The 18,763-nt window shown below is 70.3% G+C and carries 18 protein-coding genes; 9 read left to right on the top strand and 9 right to left on the bottom strand.

Annotated elements, in window-relative coordinates; genetic code table 11:
* Positions 1 to 249: 249 nt before the first annotated feature.
* Genes QBJ89_RS14130 through QBJ89_RS14110 form a run of 5 tightly spaced genes read right to left on the bottom strand, consistent with a single transcriptional unit; the run spans position 250 to position 5,875 of the window.
* Positions 250 to 1,608 carry an O-antigen ligase family protein gene (locus QBJ89_RS14130; protein ID WP_277981114.1) on the bottom strand — a complete coding sequence of 453 codons (1,359 nt, stop codon included), beginning with the start codon at positions 1,606 to 1,608 and terminating at the stop codon, positions 250 to 252.
* The gene (locus QBJ89_RS14125; protein WP_277981113.1) at positions 1,605 to 2,330 is read right to left on the bottom strand and encodes a hypothetical protein; all 726 of its coding nucleotides are present in this window, start codon (positions 2,328 to 2,330) and stop codon (positions 1,605 to 1,607) included. The genes QBJ89_RS14130 and QBJ89_RS14125 overlap by 4 nt, the downstream gene beginning before the upstream one ends.
* A gap of 10 nt (positions 2,331 to 2,340) precedes the next feature.
* A complete protein-coding gene (locus QBJ89_RS14120) occupies positions 2,341 to 3,552 on the bottom strand; it encodes a glycosyltransferase family 4 protein (protein WP_277981112.1) in 1,212 nt (403 codons plus the stop codon).
* Complete coding sequence (locus QBJ89_RS14115; RefSeq protein WP_277981111.1) at positions 3,549 to 4,538, bottom strand: glycosyltransferase family 2 protein; 990 nt, start codon at positions 4,536 to 4,538, stop codon at positions 3,549 to 3,551. The genes QBJ89_RS14120 and QBJ89_RS14115 overlap by 4 nt, the downstream gene beginning before the upstream one ends.
* Positions 4,529 to 5,875 (bottom strand): oligosaccharide flippase family protein, encoded by a 1,347-nt coding sequence (locus QBJ89_RS14110; protein WP_277981110.1) that lies wholly within the window; start codon positions 5,873 to 5,875, stop codon positions 4,529 to 4,531. The genes QBJ89_RS14115 and QBJ89_RS14110 overlap by 10 nt, the downstream gene beginning before the upstream one ends.
* A 133-nt stretch (positions 5,876 to 6,008) precedes the next feature.
* Between QBJ89_RS14110 and QBJ89_RS14105 the strand changes: the two genes are divergently transcribed.
* Positions 6,009 to 7,103, top strand: a complete 1,095-nt coding sequence (locus tag QBJ89_RS14105; RefSeq protein WP_277981109.1) for a glycosyltransferase family 4 protein — start codon at positions 6,009 to 6,011, stop codon at positions 7,101 to 7,103.
* A gap of 145 nt (positions 7,104 to 7,248) precedes the next feature.
* Here QBJ89_RS14105 and QBJ89_RS14100 read toward each other — a convergent pair whose 3' ends face one another.
* Complete coding sequence (locus QBJ89_RS14100) at positions 7,249 to 8,943, bottom strand: long-chain-fatty-acid--CoA ligase (RefSeq protein ID WP_277981108.1); 1,695 nt, start codon at positions 8,941 to 8,943, stop codon at positions 7,249 to 7,251.
* Between the two features lie 90 nt (positions 8,944 to 9,033).
* Entirely contained in the window at positions 9,034 to 10,644 is a 1,611-nt protein-coding gene (locus QBJ89_RS14095; protein WP_431522542.1) for a peptide MFS transporter, read from the bottom strand.
* Between the two features lie 118 nt (positions 10,645 to 10,762).
* Here QBJ89_RS14095 and QBJ89_RS14090 point away from each other — a divergent pair, with 118 nt between their 5' ends.
* Both QBJ89_RS14090 and QBJ89_RS14085 read left to right on the top strand, forming a co-directional pair.
* Positions 10,763 to 11,341 (top strand): nitroreductase family protein, encoded by a 579-nt coding sequence (locus QBJ89_RS14090; protein ID WP_277981107.1) that lies wholly within the window; start codon positions 10,763 to 10,765, stop codon positions 11,339 to 11,341.
* 480 nt (positions 11,342 to 11,821) lie between these two features.
* Positions 11,822 to 13,057: a DUF1996 domain-containing protein gene (locus QBJ89_RS14085; protein ID WP_277981106.1), complete on the top strand. Its 1,236-nt coding sequence runs from the start codon at positions 11,822 to 11,824 to the stop codon at positions 13,055 to 13,057.
* A gap of 23 nt (positions 13,058 to 13,080) precedes the next feature.
* Here QBJ89_RS14085 and QBJ89_RS20240 read toward each other — a convergent pair whose 3' ends face one another.
* Together QBJ89_RS20240 and QBJ89_RS14075 are read right to left on the bottom strand one after the other, a co-directional pair.
* Positions 13,081 to 13,542, bottom strand: a complete 462-nt coding sequence (locus QBJ89_RS20240) for a hypothetical protein (RefSeq protein ID WP_431522541.1) — start codon at positions 13,540 to 13,542, stop codon at positions 13,081 to 13,083.
* Between the two features lie 134 nt (positions 13,543 to 13,676).
* A complete protein-coding gene (locus tag QBJ89_RS14075) occupies positions 13,677 to 14,114 on the bottom strand; it encodes a LysR substrate-binding domain-containing protein (RefSeq protein ID WP_277981105.1) in 438 nt (145 codons plus the stop codon).
* Between the two features lie 254 nt (positions 14,115 to 14,368).
* Here QBJ89_RS14075 and QBJ89_RS14070 point away from each other — a divergent pair, with 254 nt between their 5' ends.
* The 6 genes from QBJ89_RS14070 to QBJ89_RS14045 all read left to right on the top strand — a co-directional run bounded on the left by QBJ89_RS14070 (position 14,369) and on the right by QBJ89_RS14045 (position 18,762).
* Complete coding sequence (locus QBJ89_RS14070; RefSeq protein ID WP_277981115.1) at positions 14,369 to 14,872, top strand: sigma-70 family RNA polymerase sigma factor; 504 nt, start codon at positions 14,369 to 14,371, stop codon at positions 14,870 to 14,872.
* The gene (locus tag QBJ89_RS14065) at positions 14,862 to 15,503 is read left to right on the top strand and encodes a DUF1109 domain-containing protein (RefSeq protein WP_277981104.1); all 642 of its coding nucleotides are present in this window, start codon (positions 14,862 to 14,864) and stop codon (positions 15,501 to 15,503) included. The genes QBJ89_RS14070 and QBJ89_RS14065 overlap by 11 nt, the downstream gene beginning before the upstream one ends.
* A gap of 111 nt (positions 15,504 to 15,614) precedes the next feature.
* Complete coding sequence (locus QBJ89_RS14060) at positions 15,615 to 16,196, top strand: DUF308 domain-containing protein (RefSeq protein ID WP_277981103.1); 582 nt, start codon at positions 15,615 to 15,617, stop codon at positions 16,194 to 16,196.
* Between the two features lie 120 nt (positions 16,197 to 16,316).
* Positions 16,317 to 17,699, top strand: coding sequence for an FAD-containing oxidoreductase (locus tag QBJ89_RS14055; RefSeq protein ID WP_277981102.1), 1,383 nt, complete (start codon positions 16,317 to 16,319; stop codon positions 17,697 to 17,699).
* Entirely contained in the window at positions 17,699 to 18,427 is a 729-nt protein-coding gene (locus QBJ89_RS14050) for an aspartate/glutamate racemase family protein (RefSeq protein WP_277981101.1), read from the top strand. The genes QBJ89_RS14055 and QBJ89_RS14050 overlap by 1 nt, the downstream gene beginning before the upstream one ends.
* Entirely contained in the window at positions 18,424 to 18,762 is a 339-nt protein-coding gene (locus tag QBJ89_RS14045; RefSeq protein WP_277981100.1) for a hypothetical protein, read from the top strand. The genes QBJ89_RS14050 and QBJ89_RS14045 overlap by 4 nt, the downstream gene beginning before the upstream one ends.
* Position 18,763 lies beyond the last annotated feature (1 nt).

Raw genomic sequence — 18,763 nt, 5'->3', positions numbered from 1 at the left:
CGGCGGTCGCGCCGCTGCCACCGCCTCCGCCCCCGCAGCCGGCGAGCGCCAGTGCGAGCAGAAGGGGAGGCATGATCCGAGCGGCGCGCGTCAGCGTGGTTGCAGGGGCGCGCATCAGCGCAGGGCGCGCGCACGCGCCCAGCAGCGTCATCATCCGAGTAACTCCCAGTCGCCGCGGGCAGGCTCGAGCCCGGCAGCCGTTCAGGCGACTTTAGGGAGGCTGGGTTAAATCGACGTAGAAGAGGGTGCTTAAGCGGCGTTAGGGATTGCTTCGGCGGAGCTTTCCGCCGCCTCGTCGCGATCCGGCGCGGACGCCGCGCGCTTCCGCCGCGGCGCCCAATAGCCCATCTCCGCGGCGATCCCCGCGATCAGCCCGACCGCGATCGCGTACATATATTGGGTGACATAGAGCACGAAGATCCACTCGTAGAGCGAGTGCAGGCTCACCATCACCAGCGCCACCGCGAGGCCCAGCAGCACGTCGCCGCGCGGGTCGCGGCGGAACCGCCAGGCGCAGCGCAGCGCCACGATCACGGGCCATACCAGCATCAGCACGAAGGCGATCATGCCGACATAGCCCGTCTCTGCGGCGGAGAGCAGATAGGCGTTGTGGACGTGTGCGCTGCGGCTGCCGAACACCGCGGCGACGCCGGCGCGGTCGGAATAGCCCTGGGTGTTGGCGACGATGACGTAGTGGTTGCCGCCGACGCCGAGCGGATGATCGTGGACGATCGCCTTGGCGGCGCGCTCGAACGCGGCGCGCTCGTCATAGTCGCCGGTGTCGGAGGGCTTGCTGAAGCGCGCCCCCAGCGTGGCATAGGCCACCGGCGCGGCGACGACGAGCGACAGCACGCCCGTCAGCGCGACCGTGGTCTTGCGCCCGCTCGGTTTGCGCATCATCGACAGCAGCAGCGTCAGCACCACGCCCGCCGCGGAGAAGGCGATCGTCGCGCGCGAGGCGGTCAGCACCACCGCGACGAGCCCGGCGACGGGCCCGAGCCACAGCCAGCGCGACTTCTTGGTCGCCAGCAGCATCGCCAGCGACGGGAAGATGACGAAATGGGTGAGCATGCCCAGCAGGTTCTGGTGCCCCAGCGTACCCGCCGCCTGGATCGCGCCCTGCGCATGCGCCTTGAGCGACATCACCGCCTGGAAGCAGATGCCGATGATCAGCCCGAGGATCAGCCCGCGCACCGCCTTCGGATCGCGGCAGGCCATCGCCACCGCGGTGAGCACCAGCACCATGCGCGCCAGCTGCCAGACGTAGAAGAAGGTCGACATCGGCACGTCGTTCTGGAGCATGCTCAGCAGCACCAGCACGGTATATGCGATCAGCGGCCAGCGCAGGTGGACCTGGCGGAACTTGCGCGGCGTCGAGAAGATCAGCGCGATCGCCAGCCCGTCGATCAGCGTAACCTCGGCGCCCTTCACGAAGCCCGGCCAATAGGCCCAGGAGATCGGCGCGATCAGCAGGTGCCAGGTGCTGGTGACGAACGGCAGCGCGCCGAACACCATCATCACGCGCGGCAGGTAGCGGCGGTTGGTACGGAGCCAGCCGATCAGCACCGGCAGCATGCCCAACACCGCGAGGAGCGCGATCCACTTCATGCGAACACCGCCACCAGCGCCGCCGCGCCGCCGATTCCTATTACCGCGATCACAATCGACTCGCCCAGTCCGAAGCTGCGCCGCGCCGCCGCGCGCTTGAACGCGCGCGCCGCGCCAGCGCCCTCGCGCAACAACGGCAAACGATCGAAGAAGCGCAGCGACGCGATATCGGTGCGCGACGGGCGCTGCTCGGCCAGCACCGGCTCGGCGAAGGCCGTGCGCACCGCGGGGTGGGCGCGGCGGTACCACACATAGGCGCCGTCGACCGGCGGGTGGTCGTCGAGCGTGAGCAGGTGGCGCAGATAGGCCGCGAGCGGCTCGACCGTGTCGGCGCTGAACGCCATGCAATGCGCGCCGATGATGTCGCTGGCGGGCAGGTCGTCAGGGGTCGCGGCGTAATAGCCGCCATAGAGGATCTGCCAGTCCGGCGCCATCGTCACGTCGCGCGCGGCCGGGGTGAAGTCGGCGTCGTCCTCGAGGATCAGCACGCTCTCGCCCGCCGCCGCGGCCTCCTCGAGAATGGCGAGGTGGCTGTGGTACACGCCGCGCGCGCCACGCGAGGTGAAGCTGCCCGCGTCGTCGAAGCGGCACGCGTCGAAGAAGGCGACCTTGGGGTCGTGCTCGGCGCCGAGCCGGCGCAGCTCGCCCAGCATCTGCGCGCGCCGGTCGGTGCGGTGCGCGAGGTTGATGATGCGGACTCGGTCGACGAGGTCGAACAGCATGAGGGTCAGCCTATCGAACGGCGAAGCGGGAGACGAGCGGGGCGACCGCGGTGGCGATGTCGAACTCGCGCTCGACCTTGGCGCGACCGGCGGTGGCGAGCCGGTCGCCCAGCGCAACGTCGTCGCGCAGCCGCGCGATCTGGCGGCGCAGGTCGTCCCAGTCGCCGGGGCGGAACAGCAGGCCCTCCTGGCCGTCCTCGATCAGCTCGGGCACGCCCGCGACGCGGCTGCCGATCACGGGCAGGCCGAGCGCCATCGCCTCCATCAGCACGATCGGCAGCCCTTCCATGAAGCTCGGCAGCACCAGCATGTCGTGGCGCGCGATCTCGGCCAGCGTCGCGGCCTCGTCGAGCCGCCCGGCGAATTGGACCCGCGCGCCGAGCCCGAGCCGCGCCACCGCGGCGTCGATCTCGCCGCGCAGCGGGCCGTCGCCCACCAACGTGAGCTCGACGTCGAGCGGCGCGATCGCCTCGAGCAGCCCGAGATGGCCCTTTTCCGCCGACAGCCGGGCGACGCACACCAGCCGACGCCGCGCGCCCGCCAGGCGCGCGACCGGCGCGGCGAGCGCGGGGGCGGCGAGGTCGAGCCCGCAGCGCACCACCGCGAACTTGTGCCAGTGCGCCGGCGCGGTGACTCGCATCGCCTGGGCGCGGCCGAACCAGGAGACGCAGGCGGCGAACTCGGCCCGCTCCAGCTTGGCGCCGAGCGTCAGCCCGGCGGGATAGTCGGTCTCGGAGATGCCGTGCAGCGTCAGGCTCCATGGCAGCCCGGCGAAGCGCGCCGCCATCATGCCGACGGTCGCGCCCGCATTGGCGAAATGATTGTGGACGTGGCTGACCCGGTCCTCCGCGAACATCCGCGCCAGCACCACCGCCTCGGCGAAGTGGAACAAGGCCCAGAGCGCGGCGCGCAGACCCGGCGCGCGGTGGCGCAGCGCGAGCCGCAGCAGCGCGAGATAGCCGCCGGGCCGGCGCGTCAGCGCGCCCAGATGCGCGCCGAGCAGCGCGCCCGCACCGAGCGGCAGCACGAAGCGCGTGGTCTCGGCCGAGGCGCGGTCCTCCGGCGCGACCAGCTCGGCCGCGCCGGGGCGGCGGATGCTGTAGGTGCGCACGTCGACGCCGTGGCGGCGCAGGCTTTCCACCTCGCGGCGGATGAAGGTGTGCGACGAGGCGGGATATTGGCTCACCACATAAGCGATGCGGCGGGTGCGCGGGTCAGTCATTTGTAGGTGATCGCCGATCCGGCGGCGCGGCGCCGCCGCGCGTAGCGCAGCATGCCTTGCAGCTCGGGGAATTTCGCCAGCATCGTGTAGAAGGCGTTGGGCCAGGCCATCGCCCCGTGGCGGTCGCGCCGCGCCACCCGCGCCACCTGGAGCGCCAGCAGCAGCAGCGGCAGCAGCAGCAGCGCAGGGTGGACCAGCAACGCCAGCACCCCGCCCGCGAGCGGCAGCGCGCCCGCCCACAGCAGCGCGCGGCGGCGCTCGGCGCGGTAGAGCGGGTGCGGCAGCGCGCGGGTCGCCTCGCCGGCCTGGGCATAGCCGAAGCCGCCGCGCACCGCGCGCCACCACCATTGGCCGAAGCGCAGCATCGCGGCGTCATGCAGCGTCATCGCCGCGTCGATCCGCCATATGCGCCAGCCGGCGGCGCGCAGCCGCGCGCACAGTTCGGGCTCCTCGCCCGCGGTGAGATCGTCGCGAAAGCCGCCCGCCGCGCGGACGACGTCGGCGCGCATCAGCGAGTCGCCGCCGCACGCCCCGGCCTCGCCGATCGGCGTGTCCCACTCCAGGTCACACAAGCGGTTGTAGACCGAGGCCTCGGGGGCGCGCTCGCGCCGGCGCCCGCACACCACCGCGACGTCATCGTGCGCGACGAGGAAAGCGGTGGCGATGGCGAGCCAGTCCGGCGCCAGCTCGCAGTCGCCGTCGATGAACTGGACGAGATCGCAGTCGGCGGGCAGGGCGGCGAAGCCGGCGTTGCGCGCGCGCGCCGCGGTGAAGGGCAGCGCCATGTCGAGGTCGACCACCTGCGCGCCGAGGTCGCGCGCGCGCGCCGGGCTGCCGTCGGTCGAGGCCGAGTCGACATAGACCACCACCGCCGCACCGCTACCCTCGAGCGAGCGCAGGCAGCGCACCAGCCGCTCGCCTTCGTTGCGGCCAATCGCGACGATGCCGATGCGATGCGGGGGAAAAAGGGGCGCGCTTACTTCCACGGCAGCAGACTCGTCACGTCGCCGGTCAGGCCGACGCCGTACAGCGCCTCGCGGAAGAGCACGGCCAGACCCAGCATGACGAGCGTCATAGCAAGGTCCTGCCGCGCGAACGACAGGCCCTCGCGACGCTGCGCGACCCAGAGCGGCACGTAGCGGACCAGCTCGGCGCTGGCGATCACCAGCACCGCACCGCTGATCCCGTAGAAATTGACCGCGAGCGGCAGCCCCACCAGCAGCCACGCGAACTTCCCGATATTGGCGCTGGCGCCATAGACCGGCTTGCCGATGCCGAGCAGCACCGATTCGTTGATCGTCGACAAGATCGCGAACCACACGCCGAACGACAATGCCGGCAGCATCTGCCCGGCGGCCTGATAGCGCTGGTCGTAGAGCAACGCGGTGAGCAGATCCGAGATCGCGATGAACCCCGCCACCGCCGCGGCCGCGCCGAGGAGCAGCAGCGGGCGGTGCCGCGCCAGCCGAGCGCGCAGTTCGGCGGTGGTGTCGAACGAGGCCGCCACCATCGGGAAGACGATCATGTTGCCGAAGCGCGCCACCAGCAGGTTGAGGATGTCGGCGAGCGAGCGCGCGATGCCATAGGTGCCCAGCACCGCCAGCGACACCGCGCGCGCCATGTACAGCCGGTCGAAATTCATCGCCAGGAAGTAGACGATCGACGACAGCGCCACCCAGCGGCCGAACGACAGGATCTCGCGCATCGCGCCGCGATCGATCAGGAAGCGGTGGCGCATGCCGGGGATCAGCAGATAGCTCGCCACCATCACCGCCGCGCTGGAGGTGATGCCGCCGAACACCAGCGCCCAGATCGTCGGCGTCGCCAGCGCAAACAGGATGTGCGCCAGGGTCGAGATCGCGGTGTACCCGACCTCGAATGCGGTCAGCGCGGCCAGCCGCAGGTGCTTCTGCGCGATGAAGCGCCCGGTCGACTCGAACCCGGCGAAGACGAAGAACAGCGACGCCACCGCGAAAATGCCGGCGAGTTCGGGCTTGCGGTAGAACCACGCCACCGGCCAGGCGAGCGCAGCGCAGACCATTCCCAGCGCGAGGCCGCGCACCAGCTGGAGCGTCCAGGCGGTGTCGTAGAAGTCGGGCTGCTCGGCGCGCGGGTTGCTGATGATGTTCTGGCCGATGCCGATATCGGAGGCCAGTTCGATGCCGGTGCGCACCGTGTTGACGATGATCATGATGCCGAACAGCTCGGGCGCGAGCAGCCGCGCGAGCACGACGTTGTTGACGAGGCGCAATGCTTGCACCACGCCATAGCCCGCGGTGGACCAGCCCAGCCGCGTCAGGATCGATCGGGATAGCAACTTCATGCGCGGGCGGACGATCCCAGGAAGGTACCGGCCGGCGCGGTCGAATCGACGCGTGCCGGTGCGGTTGCGCGGTCTCTAGCAGCCGAAGCCTTAAAATCGAGGCACACGACATCAAGGCGTTTGAGGAAAAGTGATGCGGATCCTGTTCGCCCTGCCGGGCTTCCACCGTTTCGAGCGCGGCGCCGAGGTAGCGCTGCTGTCGCTCGCGACCGAGCTGGCGCGCGGCGGCGACGCGGTGACGGTGATCGGCGCGGGCGAGGCGCGCGAGGGCACGCCCTATCGCTTCCGCCACGCCGGTGCGCTGCGACGCGAGCGGCTGGAGCGGATGCCGCGAGTCCCCGCGCTGCGCAGCGAGACCGGCTGGGAAGAGGCGAGCTTCGTCCCCGGGCTGCTGCGCGCGTACCGCCCGCGCGACCACGACGTGACGGTCACCTGCTCCTTCCCCTTCACCAACTGGGTGCTGCGCCGCCCGGTGCTGTTCGGCCATCGGCCGCCGCACGTCTTCGTCACGCAGAATGGCGACTGGCCGGCGTTCTCGAACGACGCCGAATATCGCACCTTCGGCTGCGACGGGCTGGTCTGCACCAACCCCGATTATCTCGAGCGCAATCAGGAGAAGTGGCGCTGCGCGCTGATCCCCAACGGCATGGACGCCGAGCGCTTCACCCCGGGCTCGCCCGAGCGCGCGCGCTTCGGCCTGCCCGCGCGCGGCACGGTGGTGCTGATGGTGAGCGCGCTGATCCCGACCAAGCGAGTCGCCGACGGCGTGCGCGCGGTGGCACAGCTGCCCGACGCGCACTTGGTGGTCGCGGGCGACGGGCCCGAGCGCGAGACGGTCGACCGGCTCGCCGCCGAGCTGCTGCCCGGGCGGTTCAAGCGGCTGACGGTGGGAGCGGCGGAGATGCCGCTGCTGTACCGCTCGGCCGACGTGTTCCTCCACCTCTCGCGCGAGGAATCGTTCGGCAACGTCTATATCGAGGCGCTGGCGTGCGGCGCGCCGGTGGTGGCGCACGATTCGCCGCGGCTGCGCTGGATCGTCGGCGACGACGCGGTGCTGCTCGACACGAGCGACCCCGCGGCGGTGGCGGCGGCGCTGGCGCACGCGATCGCGGCGCGCTCCGAGCTCGCCCCGCGCGGCCGCGTCCGCGCGCTGCGCTACGCCTGGCCACGCGTGGCGGCGCAGTATCGCAGCTTCCTCGGCGAGGTGGTCGCGGCGGCGGGAAAATAGCGCAGGGCGTGCCTGTGCCGATGGTGTGGGACGCCGTGCAATCCTTCCCTGCAAGGGGGAGGTGGTACGCCGAAGGCGTGTCGGAGGGGTAACCCGGCCGGCGACGCGCGCGACACTCACCAGCGTCGACATCCCTCCGTCAGCGCTACGTGCTGACACATCCCTTTGCAGGGGAGGATTGATGTGTCGACACGTCGGGCTGCCTCTGCACGCCCATCAGCTGGTAGTCGCGTAGCCGTTCGCGCAGCAGCTTCTTGTCGATCTTGCCCGTGGCGCCGAGCGGGATCGACTCGACCACCAGCACGTCGTCGGGCATCCACCAGCGCGCGATCTTGCCGTCGAGGTAGGCGAGCAGCTCCACCTTATTGCAGGTCGCGCCCGGCGCGGGCTGGATCAGCAGCACCGGCCGCTCGCCCCACACCGGGTGCGCCACGCCGATCACCGCCGCGATCGCCACGGAGGGGTGCGCCACCGCGAGATTCTCGATCTCGATCGAACTGATCCACTCGCCGCCCGACTTGACGATGTCCTTGGCGCGATCGGTGATGCGCATATAGCCCGCGTGGTCGATCACCGCGATGTCGCCGGTGTCGAACCAGCCCTCGGCGTCGACCGCCTCCTCCGCCTCGCCGTAATAAGCTCGCGCGATCGTCGGTCCGCGGATCAGCAGCCGTCCCGCGGTGGCGCCGTCGTGGGGCAGCACGGCGCCGGCATCGTCGACCAGCCGCAGCTCCAGCCCGCACACCGGCCGTCCCTGCATCGCCTTGCGCCGCACCTGCTCGTCATAGGGCTGCGCGAGCACGTTCGCGGTGGGGGAGGAGAGCGTCGCCAGCGGCGAGGTCTCGGTCATGCCCCAGCCCTGCACCACCTCGATGCCGTAATCGTCCTGGAAGGCGCGGATCAGCGCCTCGGGCGGGGCGGCGCCGCCGATGATCACCCGCTCGAGCGAGGTAAATCCACGCCCGGTGCCGCGCAGGTGCTGGAGGAGCCCTTGCCACACCGTCGGCACCGCGGCGGAGAAGGTGACCTGCTCCTGCTCGATCAGCTCGTACAGCGAGGCGCCGTCCATGCGTTGGCCCGGCAGCACCAGCTTCGCGCCCGCCGCGGGCGCCGAATAGACCACGCCCCAGCTGTTGGCATGGTACATCGGCACCACCAGCAGCAACGTGTCGCGCGCGGACAGCCCCATCGCGTCGTGCTGGAGCGCCATCATCGTGTGCAGCCAGTTGGAGCGGTGCGAGTAGAGCACCCCCTTGGGCAGGCCGGTGGTGCCCGAGGTGTAGCATAGGCCGCACGCGGTACGCTCGTCGAACCCGCCCCAGGGATGATCGAGCGGCTGCGCCGCGACCAGCTCGTCGAAGGCGAGCGCGCCGGGCTCGGGCAGGGCGTCCGCGCCGCACAGATAGACGACCCGCTCGAGCGAGGGCACCTCGCGCAGCAGCCGCTGCGCCAGCGCGGCGCAGGCGGGATCGGCGAAGAGCAGCCGGTCGCCGGCATGGTCGGCGATGTAGCGGATCTGCTCGGGGAACAGCCGCGGGTTGAGCGTGTGGAGCACCGCGCCCATGTTGGTGGCGCCGTACCAGGCGGCGAGATGGCGGAAGCCGTTCCACCCCAGCGTGGCGACGCGGTCGCCGGGCGCGATGCCGAGCGCGGCGAGCGCGGCCGACACCTGCTTGGCGGTGCGATGCAGCCCGGCGTAGTCGGTGCGGCTGACCGCGCCGGCGGCGTCGCGCGAGACGATCTCGCGGCGCGGGTGCCATGTCGCCGCATGGTCGAGGAAGCGGTCGACCGTCAGCGGCATGTCCTGCATCAGCCCGAGCAGCGGCATCGTCTCTCCCATCGGCGCGCCGCGTGGATCGCGGGTCGCGCCAAGGGAACATGATGGCGCAGCCGCGCGCGGCTGTCGCGTGTCGATTGGTGTCGGCTCAACTCACCCCCGCCGCGTCGCGCTGGCGCTGTCGAACCCCGCCGCCTGCGGCTCGGCCAGCTCGGCCTCGCCCGCCATCGCATGCGCCTCGTCGTGGTCGCGCAGCGTGTCCAGGTGCATCCAGCGGCGCACCAGCGGGCTCGCCAGCAGCACCAGCACCGCGATCCCCATCGCCCACCAGCCGATCGTCTCGTACACCCCCAGCGTGCCGTCGCGCGTCATCGTCCCGCCCTCGCCGCCGCCGGTCGCCTCGCCGATCTTGCCCGCGACGAAATTGCCCACCGCGGTCATGTAGAACCACGCGCCCATGATCAGGCTGGCAAGGTGGCGCGGCGCCAGCCGGTTCATCGCCGAGAGGCCGACCGGCGACAGGCACAATTCGCCCGACGTCTGGAAGAAGTAGATCATGAATACGAGGTACACCGGGGTCAGCGCCGCGCCGTACAGGCGCGCGCCCCAGACGAAGAGAAGGAAGCTCAGCGCCACCTGCACCAGCGCCAGCCCGAACTTGGCGGGCGCCGAGGGCTCCCAGCCGCGCCGGCCGAGGAACACCCAGAGGCTCGCGAAGATCGGCCCGAGCAGCACGATGTAGATCGGGTTGACCGACTGGAACAGCGAGGCGGGCACGCCGCCGCGGTCGACGAAGCGGTCGGTGTACAGGTTGAGGCTGCCGCCGGCCTGCTCGTAAAGTCCCCAAAACAAGGGGTTGAGCGCGATCAGGAAGAGCACCGCGAACATCCGGTCGCGCGCGTGCGGCTCCAGCTTGAACGAGGCGAACAGCACGTAGCCGAGCAGCGCCACGCCCGAGACCATCAGCAGCGTCTCGATCACGTCCTGATACTGGATCAGCAGCCAGATCACACCGACCGCCGCGATGCCGATCGCGTAGAGCGTCCACTCGCGCCGTCGGGTCAGCGTGCCCGGGGCCTCGCCCTGGCCCTTGAGCAGCGGCTTGCCGAGCACGAACACCAGCAGCCCGAGCAGCATGCCGACGCCGGCCGCACCGAAGCCGTAGGACCAGCCGTAGGTCTCGCCGAGCCAGCCCGCCAGGATCGTGCCGAGCGCGGCGCCGGTGTTGATGCCGATGTAGAAGATCGTATACGCGCCATCGCGGCGGATGTCGGTGAGCGGGTAGAGCTGGCCCACGATCACCGAGATGTTGGCTTTTAGGAAGCCCGAGCCGACGATGATGAAGCCGAGCGCGAGCCAGAAGACGTTGATCGCGGCCGAGGCCTGCCCGCCGTCGCCCTCCACGGCCATCAGCAGGTGGCCGAGCGTGAGCAGCACCGCGCCATAGACCACGGCGCGGCGCTGGCCGAGGTAGCGGTCCGCCAGATAGCCGCCCAGCACCGGGGTGACGAACACCAACGACGTATAGGCGCCGTAGATCAGGTTCGCCTTGCCGTCGTCGAACAGCCAGTGCTTGGTCAGGTAGAAGATCAGCAGCGCGCGCATGCCGTAATAGGAGAAGCGCTCCCACATTTCGGCGAAGAACAGGACGTAGAGGCCCTTGGGGTGGCCGGCGAACTCGTCGCCGGGCTTCACCGCGGCAGCGATCCCGCCACCCAGCAGCAATGTGAGAAAACCGAACGCGATCGAGGGGATGATGGGCAAGGGAGAGCGGCTCCGGTGAGGGGCGAGGCGCGGGCGGGCGGCGCCGATTGGTTGCGCACGAGACTAGCGGCTTGGCCGCGGCTGTAAATATCCCCCGGACGCGCTATCTGCCCGGGCGATGTTCAACGACCTCTCCTCGCCGCTCGCGCTGCTCGCCACGCGCCGCTCGGGCAAGCCGCGCGACCTCGTCGCCCCCGGACCGACGCGCGACCAGCTCGTCGCCATGATCCAGCTCGCCGGGCGCACCCCCGATCACGGCAAGCTCGCGCCGTGGCGCTTCGTCATCGTCCCGGACGAGCGCCGTGACGCTTTCGCCGCGCGGCTGGTCGGGGCCTACCGCGCCGAACGGCCGGCGGCGGCGCGACTCGAACTCGACGCGATGGACCAGTTCGCCCGTCAGGCGCCCGCGCTGGTGGTAGCGTTCTCCTCGCCGCGGCTGGAGAGCCACATCCCTCTGTGGGAGCAGGAGCTGTCCGCGGGTGCGGCGTGCATGAACCTGCTCCACGCCGCGCACGCGCACGGCTTCGCGGCGGGCTGGCTGACCGGCTGGCCCGCCTTCTCCGACGCGGTGCGCGACCTGTTCGGCGCCGCGCCCGAGCGGATCGCCGGCTTCATGTTCATCGGCACCCCGGGCCGCGCGCTGGAGGAACGCCCGCGTCCCGATCCCGCCGCGCTGTGGAGCGAATGGGCGGGCTGACGACTCGCGCGATGGTGCCAGCCGTGATGGCGGCTCCATGTCCGATGCCGACCTAGCGCGCTGTGCCGTCGCGCGGCTCGGACGGTTGCGGCGAATAGTCGCGTCACGCCCCGGCTCGGTTCGGCCGCGGCTGTGCCCGGCGGTCGCCGTGAGCCCTCGCCCCGCCGCGTGAGGTGGCGCCATCGCCGACCGTGATCGATGGTCGTTCAGTAACGCGGCGTGCTGCTCCCGGTGAACGCCGCGGCGGGGGCTCGTCGGCGTAGTTGATCGGCGCTCGCGCCCGATGATCCAAGCTCACCCGGGGTGGCAGTTAAGTGCAAGTTAACACCACCCTGATCAGCGCATCGGTTAAGATTATGAAACCTTGTTGTTTAAACGATCCGAATGGAATGCCGGAGTAAGAAGGCTTTAGTCGGAAGGCGCGCGATCTAATGCATCGTCGCAGTGGCTCCGTCCAACGTCTATCTCTTCGGGGGTTTCATGAAGAAGCTTTGGATCGTGGGCGCGGCCGTGGTCGCCGCGTCGAGTGCTTATGCGGCGACGAACACCACCAACGTTGCTCAGGCCGCCACCAGCCTGGTCGCGGTGGTCGCCGCGCCCGCCACTCCAGCGGCGAAGCCCGCCGCGACGGTGAAGCTCGCCGCCGACGGACTCCCCGTCGACGCGATCCGCAAGACCGGGCCGTTCGGCGTCGTCCAGCAGCCGTCCTACGCCAGTAACTTCAAGACGGAGGACCTGCTGGTCCCCTCCTGGGGGACGGGCGCGATTCCGCAGTCGGGCGCGCCGGACGTGGTCGGCGCCTTCCGCTTCATCTGCATGCCCGGTCAGGTGCTCAAGGACGACCCCATCGTCTTCCCGGGCCAGCCCGGCAAGTCGCACGCGCACCAATTCTTCGGGAACACCGGCGCCAACGCTTATTCCGATTACGGTAAGCTGCGCTTCAGCGGTGATAGCACCTGCAACAACAAGCTGAACCGCTCGGCCTATTGGGTCCCGGCGATGCTGAACGGCAAGGGCAAGGTCGTTCGCCCGGATTATGTCTCGATTTACTACAAGCGCATTCCGGATAGCAGCCCGGCCTGCAAGATCGAAGGCAAAGCCTGCGTCGACATGCCGCGCGGCCTACGGTTCGTGTTCGGGTACAACATGGGCAACGGCAAGAGCGATAACGACTTCTACTTCAACTGCGACGGCCCGACGGCGACGCCTGGCCATTACCCGGATCTCGTCACCGCGGCGAAGTTCTGTCCGGTCGGCAACCGCATCGGGGCGGTGATCCAGGCACCGAGCTGCTGGAACGGGCGCCAGCTCAACTCGGGCGATCACCGCAGCCACATGGCCTTCCCGAGTTACGGCTGGGACGGCATCCTGAAGTGCCCCGCGACCCATCCCTATATCGTGCCGACCTTCACGCTGGGCGCCTGGTACACGGTGGACGAGGACCTCGACACCTCGGGCGAGTGGAGCGAGGGAAAGAGCACCTGGACGCTCGCCTCGGACTCGATGCCCGGCATGGCGACGCAGCGCCCCGGCACCACCTTCCACGCCGACTGGATCGGCGCCTGGGACGACAAGGTGCTCGCGATGTGGACCGAGAACTGCATCAACAAGCTGCTCAACTGCTCGGGCGGCGACCTCGGCAACGGCCTGCAGTTGAAGATGCGCGACGATTTCACCTGGAACGCCACGCCGCGCCTGGTCGACATGCCGAAGTAAGCGACAATCGGCAGCGCGGAAGCTCACGTCCGCGCCGCCCGCCACCACTGCGTCGCGTCTGGCTTGCAGAAGCCGGCGCGGCGCAGTGTCGCGTCAACAGGACTCATGCGGCCGCAAGGGTCGGCGTGTCGCGGGTTGGTTCCGGCCGACATCGCGGCCGCGGAACGATCTTGCGCCGCCTCCGCCTCGGGCCGACCTTCCATCGCACGTGACCACTGGGCACGCCGCGCGTCCGCCGTGACGTGCGGCGTCTCCGTGGCGCCGCCTCGCGCGTGAAGGCGAATAGCAGCGCCGCGATGGATGCGGACGCCGAGCCCCGAGGTGAGCGCCCAAAGCGGCTTGCTCACCTCGTCTGCCGTCACCTCGCGCTGGTGGAGCGCGACGCGCCCGCCGTGCGCCGCGAGATCGGCGCTCGGTCGCGGCGGTGAGCCGGCGACGCAGTAGAGTTGGCGCATCGCACCTACCCGCACGCGGCGCAGCGCCATGACCAGCGCGGCGCTCGCCGACCGACGGGTACAGGGCCGCGGTCGGCCGCCGGCGCGCCGGCCGCATCGCGGCAGGCGCTGTCACCACAGGGATGACGACGGGCACGAATAGCAGGTGGTTGAGAAGCGTCATGTCACACCCGTCGTCGGCCTGATCCGGCCCGCTCGAGGAAGCTGCGCAGCGAGAGGTTCACCACCAGCGCGGTTCCAATCGGCGCCGCATCGGGGAAGCTCGCCTTGACCCAGTTGATGTCGGAAAGCTGCCCTGTGACGGTGTCGTGGGTGATCAGACGAAAGCCCGTGCCCTCGCCGAACACAGGCTCGGGCGCCGCCGCGACGTATACGCCATAGGTCAACCGGCTGAGACGTCGCTGCTCGATTCCCAAGATGGCGAAGGGGACGATGCTGAAGGCGATGTCCGGCTCGCGCTGCGCGACGCTGAACAGACGCGTGCTCGTGCGTATCTCGACATTCATGCCGGGATAGGCGCTCGTATAATCGCCGACGATCGGGGGCAGGACATAGGCGCCGAACCAGTCGTCCGAGGATACGCGCAGCACGCCGCGGAGCACCTGCTCCTGCCCGAGCCGCCGCTCGAGCGCCAGCGCGCCCTCCTCGATCTGCTCCGCCAGCGCGACGACGGGCCGCTCAAACGAATGGTTGGAAAAGAAAGATCGAGGTGGGTGACCGTGAGCACGCGACGAGCGAATAACAGACCATGCGAACCGAATTCCTCTCGAGGCTGATCCCCCGGTCGGCGCCTGATGCGACGCGGGTCAGCCGCGAGCGACCGGCGCGCACCGCACCGGACGAGTGGGGCAAGCTGATGGAAGCCGCCCAGGACGGACATGGCGGCGCGTACCGCCGGCTGCTCGCGGAGACGTCGGCATGGCTCACGCGCTATTTCACCCGGCGCCTGCCCGCTGGCGAGGTGGACGATGCCGTCCAGGAGACGCTCATGGCGGTGCACCGGCGCCGTCATACCTACGATCCGCGCTACCCGTTCGGCCCGTGGCTCGCAGCGATCGCCAAGAACAAGTGGGTCGACCAGCTGCGTAGCCTGGCCCGGCGCCCGGACGGCGAGCTGCCCGACGACGTCGCGGTCGGCGACCACGAGGTCACGGTGGTCAGCAGTTCGGTGCTCGCCACCCTGCTCAAGGCGCTGCGCCCGGCGCAGGCGCAGGCGATCCTGCTGGTGAAGGTGCAGGGCTATAGCGTCGAGGAGGCCTCGTCGCGGATCGGCCTGTCGCCCTCGGCCGTGAAGATGAACATCCACCGTGGCCTCGCCCGGCTCACGGCCCTGATCGAGAAGACCTCTGATGTCGAATGACGCCTTGATCGCCGAGCTCTCGTCCCGCCTCGCGCCCGTTCAGCGCCGCAGCGTCGTGCGCGAGGGCGCGCTCCTGCTCGCGCTGTGCGGGATGGAGCTCGCGCTGTTCCTGGCCATGGGCGCGATGCGGCCGGACATGCACCACACGGCGGACTCGCCCTATCTGATGTGGCGGGTGGGCGGCCTCGCCCTCCTCGCCGTTACGGCCTGCGCGGTGGCGATCCGCTCCTTCTCGCCCGCGGCGCGGACGCGACCGGGCCTGACCCTCGCCGGCGCGCTCGCAGCCGCGGCGATCGTCGCGGGCATCTTCGTCACCCCTTCGGGAGCGGCACACCGCCCGCTGCTCGACCGTATCGACCCGGCGAGCGGGATCGTGTGCGCTACGTCGATCGTCGTGCTCTCGCTGCCCGTCATGGCGTTGCTCGGCGCGCTGATGCGACGCGCCGCGCCGACCGAGCCGCGGCTCAGCGCGCTCGCCGCCGGCCTCGCCGCGGGTACCTGCGGCGCGTTCGTCTTCGCCTTCTGCTGCCCCTACAACGACCCTCTCTACGCGATCGTATGGTACAGCATCGGGTGCGGCGCCGTCGCCGCCACGGCGCGATGGTGCCTGCCGCGCCGCTTCCGCCTTTGACCTGAGCTGCCGCGGCCAGCCACGCCGCGCCTCGATCCACCCGACCGACACCGATCAACCCGGCTCGCCGGGAAGGAAGGCGTGCGCCCTCCACCCAGAAAGGATCCTGCCATGACGACCACCGCCGCCGCGAAAGCGCCCGACCTGAGCTGGCTCACGACCTATTACTACCTGCGCTTCGCGGTGGCTGCGGCCTGGGTCGCGGTCGCTTTCACGATCGCCGGCACGATGCCGGCGCTCGCCGCCGCGATGCTGGTCGTCTATCCGGCCTGGGACGCGCTGGCGAACTATCTCGACGCTGCGCGCAGCGGCGGGCTCGCGCGTAACAAAAGCCAGATGCTCAACTTGGCGGTGAGCACCGTCACCGCGGTCGCGGTCGCGGCGACCCTGCCGCAGGGGCCGCACGCGGTCCTGCAGGTCTTCGGCGTCTGGGCCATGCTGTCCGGTCTCTTCCAGCTCGCCACCGGCGTGCGACGCTGGAAGGCCTATGGTGCGCAATGGGCGATGATCCTGAGCGGCGCGCAGTCGGGCCTCGCCGGTGCGCATATGCTGAGCAAGGCCGCTGGCCTGGCCGCGGTCGGCATCGCCGACATCGTGCCCTATGCCGCCTTCGGCGCCTTCTACTTCCTCGTCTCGGCGGTGTCGCTGACGGTCAGCGCCGCACGCCGCCGCGCCAAGGTTGCCGCCGCCTGAGCGGTCTTCCCTCCATCACGTGCGCCTCAGCCTTGTCTGATCGCACGCGGGCCCGCCTCGCGCGGGCTCACCACCTCTGCCACAAGGCCCAGCGCCTCACACGATCAAGGTATGCCTAGCATGCGGAGCTTCGACGCCATCATCATCGGTGCCGGCCAGGCGGGGCCGGCACTCGCCGCCAGGCTCAGCGCCGCGGGCCAGACCGTCGCCATTATCGAGCGACATTGGGTCGGCGGCACCTGCGTCAACACCGGCTGCCGCCCGACGAAGACTCTGGTGGCCAGTGCCTACGCGCTCCATACCGCGCGACGCGGGGCGGACTATGGCTTCACCGCCGCCTCCGTCGCCGTCGACATGGCCGCGGTAGCCGCGCGCGCGAACGCCGTCATCCGGAACGGCCGCCGCGGCAACGAGGCGTGGCTGTCCGGCCTGACCGGCGTCGAGCTGATCCGCGGCCACGCCCGGCTTGAGTCCGCGACCGTCGTCACCGTGGCGGGCGAGCGGCTGACCGCACCGCGTATTTTCCTAAACGTGGGCGGTCGTGCAACCATCCCGGACCTGCCGGGCATCGACGAGGTTCCGATCCTGACCAACACCGGCATGGTCGCGCTCGACACGTTGCCGCGCCACCTTGTGATAATCGGCGGCAGCTACATCGGGCTGGAGTTCGCGCAGATGTACCGTCGCTTCGGCGCGGCGGTCACGATCGTCGAGCGCATGGACCGTCTGATCGCGCGCGAGGACGAGGACGTTTCCGCGGCGGTGCGCACGATCCTTGAGGCCGAGGGCGTCGCAGTGCGGACTGGCGCGGACTGCATCGGCTTCGCGCGCCAGGATGACGAGATCACGGTGCGGGTCGACTGCGACGCCGAGGCGTCGCGATTGCTCGCCAGCCACGTGCTGGTGGCGGTGGGCCGGCGGCCGAACACGGACGACCTCGGGCTCGAGGCGGCCGGCGTCGCGGTCGACCCGCGCGGCTACATCATCGTCGACGACCACCTGAAGAGCAGCGTCCCCGGCATCTGGGCGCTCGGTGACTGCAACGGCCGCGGCGCCTTTACCCACACGGCGTACAATGATTTCGAGATCGTCGCGGCCAACCTGCTCGACGGCGAGGACCGGCGCGTCAGCCAACGTCTGCCCGGCTTTGCGCTCTACATCGATCCCCCGCTCGCCCGCGTCGGCCTGACCGACGCACAGGCGCTCGCGACGGGTCGGCCGCTGCTGCGCGCGACGCGGCCGATGACGCGCGTCGGTCGCGCGGTCGAGAAAGGCGAGACGCAGGGCTTTATGAGAATCGTCGCCGATGCGGAGACGCGCCGCGTGCTCGGCGCGGCGATCCTCGGCACCGGCGGCGACGAGGCGATCCACGGCGTGCTCGACATGATGAACGCCGATCAGCCGATCGAGCAGCTCCGCTGGGCGGTGCCGATCCACCCGACGATATCGGAACTGATCCCGACGCTGTTGCTCGACCTCGAATCCTGGAACGGAGCGGCATGATGCGCATGATCGGCCTGATCGGCGGCATGAGTTGGGAGAGTTCGGCGGTCTATTACCGCCTACTCAACGAGGGCGCCCGCGCACGCCTGGGGCCGACCGCCTCGGCGCGCTGCCTCTTGTGGTCGTTCGACTTTGCCGAAATCGAGGCGCTGCAACACGCAGGCGACTGGGATGGCCTCACCGCCCGGATGGTGGGCGCCGCCCGGCGGCTTGAGGCGGCCGGCGCGGAGCTGCTGTTGATCTGCACCAACACGATGCACCGGATGGCGCCGGAGGTACAAAAAGCTGTCGGCGTCCCGCTGGTCCATATCGCCGACGCCACCGCGGAGCGGATCGTCGCCGCCGGCCTGCGCAGGGTCGGCCTGCTCGGCACCGCGTTCACGATGGAGCAGGACTTCTACAAGGGGCGGCTGCGCGACGCCTTCGGCCTGGAGGTGATCGTCCCCGAAGCGACGGACCGCGCGACCGTGCACCGGATCATCTACGACGAACTGGTCGCCGGGCGTGTCGAGGCCGCGTCGCGCGAGGCCTATCGCGCGGTGATCGGGCGGCTCGTCGCGTCCGGCGCCGAGGCGGTGATCCTCGGCTGCACCGAAATCATGATGCTGGTGGGAGAGGACGACAGCCCGGTACCAATCTTCGACACCACGGCGCTCCACGCCGCCGCCGCGCTCGACCGCGCGCTGTCGGTCGAGCGCGACGACGATGCGGGCCAGACCGTCGGATGAGCGTCGGCATCACGACCGCCGCCGCGCGGCACGCGCTGCTCATCGGCGGGGCCGACCCGGAGCCGCGCCTAATCGTGACGCTCCGACACGACCTCGCCGCGGACGCGCGTGGCAAGCGGCTGGTGTTCGCCGCGCCAGCGAGCGGCGCGGACGCGCACGGCGAGGCGGTCGACCCGGAGCGCGGTCGCCAAGTCTGGGTGGCCGGGCGCGACGTGCCGAAGTTCGGCCCCGACGTGACGATCAACGCGGCGACAGACGCCTCCCTCGCGAGCCTCGCAACGCTGCCGCCCGGCAGCTACCGCGTGCAGGCGGTGCGACCGCGACGGCTACTATAAT

The organism is Sphingomonas phyllosphaerae (assembly GCF_029623345.1).
Classification (GTDB): domain Bacteria; phylum Pseudomonadota; class Alphaproteobacteria; order Sphingomonadales; family Sphingomonadaceae; genus Sphingomonas; species Sphingomonas phyllosphaerae_C.
Note: the sequence above shows the minus strand (reverse complement) of the source record. Positions and strands in the feature narration are given on the sequence as shown.

What these genes read in the sequence shown, in the direction of transcription:
- QBJ89_RS14130 (WP_277981114.1), bottom strand. Translation starts at nt 1,608, where the DNA reads ATGAAGTGGATCGCGCTCCTCGCGGTGTTGGGCATGCTGCCGGTGCTG.
- QBJ89_RS14125 (WP_277981113.1), bottom strand. Translation starts at nt 2,330, where the DNA reads ATGCTGTTCGACCTCGTCGACCGAGTCCGCATCATCAACCTCGCGCAC.
- QBJ89_RS14120 (WP_277981112.1), bottom strand. Translation starts at nt 3,552, where the DNA reads ATGACTGACCCGCGCACCCGCCGCATCGCTTATGTGGTGAGCCAATAT.
- QBJ89_RS14110 (WP_277981110.1), bottom strand. Translation starts at nt 5,875, where the DNA reads ATGAAGTTGCTATCCCGATCGATCCTGACGCGGCTGGGCTGGTCCACC.
- QBJ89_RS14105 (WP_277981109.1), top strand. Translation starts at nt 6,009, where the DNA reads ATGCGGATCCTGTTCGCCCTGCCGGGCTTCCACCGTTTCGAGCGCGGC.
- QBJ89_RS14100 (WP_277981108.1), bottom strand. Translation starts at nt 8,943, where the DNA reads ATGGGAGAGACGATGCCGCTGCTCGGGCTGATGCAGGACATGCCGCTG.
- QBJ89_RS14090 (WP_277981107.1), top strand. Translation starts at nt 10,763, where the DNA reads ATGTTCAACGACCTCTCCTCGCCGCTCGCGCTGCTCGCCACGCGCCGC.
- QBJ89_RS14085 (WP_277981106.1), top strand. Translation starts at nt 11,822, where the DNA reads ATGAAGAAGCTTTGGATCGTGGGCGCGGCCGTGGTCGCCGCGTCGAGT.
- QBJ89_RS20240 (WP_431522541.1), bottom strand. Translation starts at nt 13,542, where the DNA reads ATGGCGCTGCGCCGCGTGCGGGTAGGTGCGATGCGCCAACTCTACTGC.
- QBJ89_RS14070 (WP_277981115.1), top strand. Translation starts at nt 14,369, where the DNA reads ATGGAAGCCGCCCAGGACGGACATGGCGGCGCGTACCGCCGGCTGCTC.
- QBJ89_RS14065 (WP_277981104.1), top strand. Translation starts at nt 14,862, where the DNA reads ATGTCGAATGACGCCTTGATCGCCGAGCTCTCGTCCCGCCTCGCGCCC.
- QBJ89_RS14060 (WP_277981103.1), top strand. Translation starts at nt 15,615, where the DNA reads ATGACGACCACCGCCGCCGCGAAAGCGCCCGACCTGAGCTGGCTCACG.
- QBJ89_RS14055 (WP_277981102.1), top strand. Translation starts at nt 16,317, where the DNA reads ATGCGGAGCTTCGACGCCATCATCATCGGTGCCGGCCAGGCGGGGCCG.
- QBJ89_RS14050 (WP_277981101.1), top strand. Translation starts at nt 17,699, where the DNA reads ATGCGCATGATCGGCCTGATCGGCGGCATGAGTTGGGAGAGTTCGGCG.
- QBJ89_RS14045 (WP_277981100.1), top strand. Translation starts at nt 18,424, where the DNA reads ATGAGCGTCGGCATCACGACCGCCGCCGCGCGGCACGCGCTGCTCATC.